Source organism: Thalassospira sp., assembly GCF_048059015.1.
GTDB lineage: Bacteria > Pseudomonadota > Alphaproteobacteria > Rhodospirillales > Thalassospiraceae > Thalassospira.
This window is the reverse complement of record NZ_JBLLNT010000001.1, coordinates 125,418-132,018: the sequence shown is the minus strand read 5'-3', so window position 1 is coordinate 132,018 and position 6,601 is coordinate 125,418. Positions and strand designations below refer to the sequence as shown.

General features: G+C 50.3%; 7 protein-coding genes. All 7 read right to left on the bottom strand.

The genetic code is table 11. The features are described from left to right. Window positions 1-55: 55 nt before the first annotated feature. The 7 genes from ppa to ACMZ66_RS00640 are packed head-to-tail and all read right to left on the bottom strand — an operon-like array spanning window position 56 to window position 6,596. Window positions 56-580, bottom strand: a complete 525-nt coding sequence (gene ppa, locus ACMZ66_RS00670; RefSeq protein WP_416933278.1) for an inorganic diphosphatase — start codon at window positions 578-580, stop codon at window positions 56-58. A 10-nt stretch (window positions 581-590) separates the two neighbouring features. Further along, window positions 591-1,115 carry a shikimate kinase gene (locus tag ACMZ66_RS00665; protein WP_416933276.1) on the bottom strand — a complete coding sequence of 175 codons (525 nt, stop codon included), beginning with the start codon at window positions 1,113-1,115 and terminating at the stop codon, window positions 591-593. Then, window positions 1,115-2,557, bottom strand: a complete 1,443-nt coding sequence (locus ACMZ66_RS00660) for an MFS transporter (RefSeq protein WP_416933274.1) — start codon at window positions 2,555-2,557, stop codon at window positions 1,115-1,117. The genes ACMZ66_RS00665 and ACMZ66_RS00660 overlap by 1 nt, the downstream gene beginning before the upstream one ends. Further along, the gene (locus tag ACMZ66_RS00655) at window positions 2,554-2,928 is read right to left on the bottom strand and encodes a VOC family protein (protein WP_416933272.1); all 375 of its coding nucleotides are present in this window, start codon (window positions 2,926-2,928) and stop codon (window positions 2,554-2,556) included. The genes ACMZ66_RS00660 and ACMZ66_RS00655 overlap by 4 nt, the downstream gene beginning before the upstream one ends. A gap of 17 nt (window positions 2,929-2,945) precedes the next feature. Beyond that, window positions 2,946-4,379: an aldehyde dehydrogenase family protein gene (locus ACMZ66_RS00650; protein ID WP_416933270.1), complete on the bottom strand. Its 1,434-nt coding sequence runs from the start codon at window positions 4,377-4,379 to the stop codon at window positions 2,946-2,948. A 47-nt stretch (window positions 4,380-4,426) separates the two neighbouring features. Next, a complete protein-coding gene (locus ACMZ66_RS00645) occupies window positions 4,427-5,149 on the bottom strand; it encodes a hypothetical protein (protein WP_416933268.1) in 723 nt (240 codons plus the stop codon). A 13-nt stretch (window positions 5,150-5,162) separates the two neighbouring features. Further along, entirely contained in the window at window positions 5,163-6,596 is a 1,434-nt protein-coding gene (locus tag ACMZ66_RS00640) for a wax ester/triacylglycerol synthase domain-containing protein (protein WP_416933266.1), read from the bottom strand. Window positions 6,597-6,601 lie beyond the last annotated feature (5 nt).

Genomic DNA, 6,601 nt, shown 5'->3' with positions numbered 1-6,601 from the left:
CCGAGGTCCCAACGGCACATTAGTAACTGCCCGGCAGCACCACGCTTCTCGGAACCTATGAGGCATTATGGACTGCCGTCTCGATCATGTGCTTTGCCTCGCTCGAATCGCCCCATCTATCAATCTGCACCCATTTTTCCCCTTCGAGGTCTTTGTAGTGCTCAAAAAAGTGGGCTATTTGATCAAGGGTAATCTGCGGTAAGTCACTCACTTCTTTCACATCTTCATAGCGGCGAGTCAAAGCAGCTGACGGTACGGAAATGATTTTTTCATCTTGTCCTGCTTCATCCTTCATGATTAACACACCGATTGGTCGACAGTTAATTACCGCTCCAGGGGTGATGGCTCGAGTGCTTGCCACCAGAACATCAATAGGGTCGCCGTCGTCTGAAAGAGTATGTGGGACAAAACCATAGTTACCCGGGTATCGCATCGACGTATAGAGGAAGCGGTCAACAAAGAGCGCGCCTGATGCCTTATCCATCTCATACTTAATCGGTTCACCACCCACCGGGACCTCTATGACAACGTTGATGTCTTCCGGTACGTTTTGGCCGACTTTCACGGCTTCTAGGTTCAATGTAATCTCCTCATCTGTTACTGATAGTCAGCTCGTTCGTAATCTGATTAACAACGTCGCTAACGGAACGCATCGCATCCACGGAGAATGTTCCATAGCGCAAGTAGAGCGCTCGCCTTTCTTCAAACATCGGCATCAAACCAGAACTCAGATCCGCTGCAATACCGCGCTGTGAGAAGTCACCAAGTCTTTCGAGCATAGTTTCATAGTCGATTTCGAGAAACACGATGGCACTAGAGTTCGACAGGTACTTCATGGCGTCGTCGTCATATACAGCGGATCCACCAGTGGCAATGACTTGCCCACATAGAGTTAGCTGCTGTATGCAATCTGCCTCAGCTTGACGTAAAGCATCGATCCCACGTTCGCTTAGGTACGTCTGAAGTGAACATCCAATGCTCGTCTGCAGCTCAATGTCGGTGTCTACGAACGGCCGCGCCAGTACCTTGGCAAGCTGGACGCCAACCGTGGACTTTCCAGAGCCCGGTAGACCAATCAGAGTAACGCCATTTTTTCCACTATCGAACGCAACCACTACGTTGGAGCAGAACGACTATTCTGTTCTTCTCGAATCGCTCGTAAGTTTTCTTCATGTACTTCGCGATCGATCTTGTAAAAGCCCAAACACCAAATCATGACCATCCACAAAGTGAATAACGTGGGTGCATACAACGCGCCTAAGGTAAACAAAGATTCCTCTGGCACGTTACCGGGCATCACACCTGCGGGGAACTGAGCGATTGAGAGAATAATCGTCGCTGTCACGATGCCCACGCCCTGCACAAGCTTTCGCGTAAACGTGATCGCTGAAAAAAAGACACCTTCAGACCGTCGCTTTGTTTGCCGTTCTGAGTCTTCAACCAGATCGGCAATCATGGCAGCCATCAGTGTTTGAAAGCCAATAATCAAACCCCAATCAAAAATCGTAATGGTCAGAATGATTGGGAATAGCGAGTCACTACCATTCTCAGGCATGATCCCAAGCAAGCGGAGCACGACAGCAAGTGGCGCCACAGTGAACGCCAATATGCCCACAACGATAGCGCCCTTTTTCTTCCCAAGTCGCCGAGAAACCAATGGCGCGATCATCGCGCCTAAACCAGCCGACACGACCAATGAGATCGAGAGCAGGCTGATTTGTTGATTCGAAAATTCCCAGAAATAGGAGTTGATGTAGAAATTCAACCCAGCGCTAACGCCTGTGGCGACTGATCCAAACAACGCGGATAGGAAAAGCGCCAGAAAGGATCTCGTGGCTAACGTCTGAAAAAGATCTCCATACACCCGCTTCAAGGTGAACGGTGTTTTCGTCGGCGGCTGTTTCAGCCGAGGAATGAAGCTATGCGTACCCAACGCCGAAATCATGATGGCAAGAAACATAAAGAGCGACGCGACCAACCCCATACGATTGAAGCCATCGACGTTGAACATGCCATTGGCAATTTCTTCTGTTGGCACCAATAGAAATGCAAGCGCAAACGAGCCCATCAACGCACCACCGGCCCAACCGAAGAAGTACCGATAACTCAGCATGCTCGTTCGGTCGTCGTAATCATCCGTCATCTCTGCCACAAGTGCAGAACTAGGCACCTCATACATGGTGATGAGAAGGCGAACGAACACTGCGAGGGAGGCGATGTAGACAAACGCGAGCGCACCGTCAAGCTCGGCGGGCGGATTCCAAATAAAGAAATAGGAAACGGACACTGGCACCGCAGCGAAATACATAAACGGATGACGCCTCCCCCAGCGGGAGTGCAGGTTATCCGAGAAGTAGCCAACCAACGGATCAGACAACGCATCGAATACCAGCGCGGTTGTCAGCGCGGCGCCAACAATGGCAGCGTCATATCCCAAGACTTGGCTATAAAACAACAGGAAGAAATAGTCGAAACCATTATTCTTGATGCCATACGCAACCGCACCAAAGCCATACGAAGCTTTCGTGTGAAATGGGACGCTAGACTGTTCCGTCACGAAAGCGCGGCGCGTGCAAAACAGATTCGATATCCGTCCCTGTCTTTAACGCAAAAATCGACAGCACCCCAAACGTGCTCTGTTGGCGGATAAACAAAGTCCGCACCTGCCGCTTCATATTCCTTATACAGCGCATCAAAATCACTCACCCAGATATATGCGCTGATCCGTTCGCCTTCTAATTCCATGTGTGAAACTGGATGCTTTTCTTCTCCGGCCACCAGATGTATCTCAGTCTTATCCCGGGACAAGCTTGCAAACGACGTCTCGTGGCGAAGCGTCGTCTCAAACCCGAGAACGGACTCGTAGTAATCAATCGACGTATCAATGTCGTTCACGACAAGTTGTGTCAAAGCAGGACTAAACATCATCAGCTCCTATACGCGAGTTAAGACGCAACGTTGTAACCCAGCAAGGCTTTCGTTTCCAAAAACTCTTCCAAGCCCCACTTCCCGAACTCGCGACCATTACCGGATTGTTTGTATCCGCCAAATGGTGCACCCGGATCAACGCCAGCACCGTTCAGATGGACATTGCCTGCTCGAATCTTTCGCCCAACTTCAGCCGCATGCTCGAGGTCGCCACTAGAAACATACGCGGCAAGCCCATACACCGTATCGTTGGCAATCTCCACGGCGTCATCTTCATCACCATAAGGAATGAGCGACAGTACAGGACCGAAGATTTCTTCTTGAGCAATCGTCATGTCGTTACTCACATCCGAGAAGATGGTTGGTTTTACGAAGTAACCTCGATTTAAACCATCTGGGCGACCTACCCCACCCGTTTGAAGGGTGGCCCCTTCATCGATCCCCTTTTGAATGAGCGCCTGAACTTTTTCAAATTGAGTCTCAGAGACCAGGGGCCCAATCTGCGTTTCTTTATCGCCTGGATCTCCCACTTTGATTTGTTCAGCCGTCGCCTTCGCGATCGCTGCGGCTTCTTCCATCCGATTTGCGGGAACAAGCATGCGCGTAGGCGCGTTACACGATTGTCCTGTATTCATGCAGATGCCAAACGTGTCGCGTGCGATCACTTCTGGAAAGGAAGCATCATCAAGAATCACATTAGGCGACTTACCACCGAGCTCCTGCGCGATACGTTTTACGGTCACCGCCGATTCTTGTGCCACGGATATGCCTGCACGCGTAGATCCCGTAAACGACATCATGTCGATGTCCGGATGGGAGGACATCGCAACACCAACGTTGGGGCCGTCTCCATGAACAAGGTTAAATACTCCAGCCGGAACACCGGCTTCGTGTAGAACCTCAGTAAATAAAATGGCGTTTAGTGGCGCTATCTCAGAAGGCTTTAGCACCATGGTGCAACCCGCAGCGATCGCTGGGCCCACCTTGGCGGCAATCTGATTGAGCGGCCAGTTCCATGGCGTGATGAGGCCACATACCCCAATGGGTTCGCGGACGATCTTGGCAGACCCAGAATCTTCTTCCCATGTGAAGTTCTTAAGCGCGCTAAGCGCATGCATTAGATGCCCTAGACCGGACGGTGCTTGAGCTGCGTTGGCAAGTCCTATCGGCGCGCCCATCTCTTGTGAAACAATCCCTGCAATGTCGCCCATACGAGCCTTGTAGCACTCGATAATCCTACTCAGAATGTCGGATCGCTCTTCCACTGTTGTTTGTGAAAAAGACTTGAACGCGTCCTTCGCGGCAGAAACGGCCCTATCAACATCTGCCTTGGTCCCCATTGCAATCTGAGCAATCGGCTCTTCAGTGGCGGGATTGATGACGTCCAACGTCTCTGAGCCTGAAGGGGCCACCCATTCGCCATCGATATAGAATTTGTTGGTGTTGTTCATTTTACGTCTAACCTCTCGTTAACTAAACAAACTGTGCCAATTTCGGCTCAGTCAATCTCGAATTCAATATTGCCCAAAGCCCCAAAATCCGCTTTGTAAAACCCACGCTCCCCAGGCACAACCGTACCGCAAGCACCAGTGAGTAGGAGAGTATCTCCACTCGTCTCGAATCCACGAGACAAAGCTTCATTCCACATCCAAGGCACGGACTTCTCAGGCCCACCAATAGCATCAGTCATTGCTGCGGTGTTGACTGTTTCACCGTTAAGCGACAGGTGCGCACTTGCATCTTCATATGAAGGCGCCCAGTTTAAAAAGTCACCAACAATGAACTTATCCGCACCCAAATTTGTAACTACAAGATTACTAGCCGACATGTCTTCTGCCCGCGCGAACTGAACAAGGACAATCTCAATCGCAGGCGCAATGGCTTTAGGTGTGCCATGCTCATCCACAATGACTGCCAACTCGCACTCCAACTTTCGACCGGGAACATACGGAAGACTGGCAGCGGCATCATGCTGAGAGCTGGCATATAAGCTCGCAATCAGCGCGTGCTCAAGTCCAAAATATCCTTGTGCAGCTTTAGCCGTCACGCCAGCTTTGATGCCATCGGTTCCCTCGGGTGAACGCAAAGCTGTGATCTCATGTTGTACTCGATAGGCTTCGGCTAGATCGAGTTGGATGTTTATCTCAGGAATCGGAGAATGCGCACGGATCGCTTCGGCTATATCTCCTTTCAACCCTTCGGAAAGACCAACACTGCTCACATGATTCTCCTCGTCACGTTCCGAACATTTCGTCTTCTTTGAGAGCCTCGCGTAACTCATCGGCTACCTCATATGTATGCTCTACTAACGATTCTCCATTAGCGACTATTCTCGGGTCGTAGTTGTACCCAATATACAAACTCTGATTGTATGTAGTAACAGTGACCGCCAATCCCAGATTTCCGCTCAATACCATTAAAGGTACTTGCTGACGGATTTCACACCCCTCAACGAACTGAGGTACTTGGACACCAGGCACGTTTGTACAAACAAAGTTAATACCAAAATTCGGTTGCTGGAATCCTGTTACCGGCTGCTGCACTGGAGACGGATTTGCAGCTGCAAATGAAGACCAATCAAACTGAGTTCCAACAAGCTGTGATGCCGCAAAGGCCACCGGAGAAAGGCCACCCATCATCTCACCGACCAGCGCGAGCGCCTGGGCGTTACCATTATCTTTTTGATTCAGCATCTCGGCGATTACCGTATCAAGCCGTTTTAATGCGCCCATCGGAGACGCTGGAAGATACGGATAGAGGGCAGAGATACGATTCCCCAAACTTCCTTTTTCATCTTCGGTACGAACATTGACTGGGCACATTAATCTAAAGTGTTGTCCATCCACCTGCTCATCAATCGACTTCAAATAACGCGCGACTGCTTCTGTCACGATAGCCAGCGCAATATCGTTAACAGTTCCACCCAGTTCCCGGAGTTTTCTGATATCCGAAAACTCGAATTCAGCAAAACGGAGTTTTCTCTTTGGACCGACTGGCGTCATGTTAAATGAAGGCGTTATTGCCGGTTTGGAGACAAACTCCGACATTATCTGACTGGCTTTGGTCAGCTCAGCTTGCGTGTCAGAATCTGGAAGTTGAGGTGGTTCGGACCATACTTTGTAGTATGCGGCCATGCTTTCGCTCAAGAGCTGGGCAGCACTGGGGGCATCCTCAACCTCAAGAACTTGTGCGTCAGGAATATCCGCCGGTTCAGCCGAGAAATCGAATAACGTCATAGCGATTTCCACTGCGGAAGCACCATCGAGCAAGCAGTGGTGCGCAGAGTGGAGCAAGATAGTCACATCTTTGAGCCCGTGTATGACTTCAATCCGCCATAAAGGCCGAGCCCGATCTAGGAGTGGTTCGTTGAGTTCAGTCGCAAAATCCAGCGCATCCTGGAGAGAACTACCTTCAGGTAATCTATGCTCACGAATATGATTCGCATAATCGAAGTCAGGATCGTCCACCCATCGAGGATGATCCATGTTGAAGGGTACAAAAAGCAGCTTGCGTCTAAATGCAGGAAGTAAGTGTGCCCGCCGTTCTAGTCGAAGGCGCATATCTTCTGCAGTGAAATGACCATCCACTACACATACGTTAGCGAGATGTTGTGGAGTACTGGCAGTCTCCATGTAGATAAACGCAGCATCTGTTGGGGAAAGTTTCATCCGAT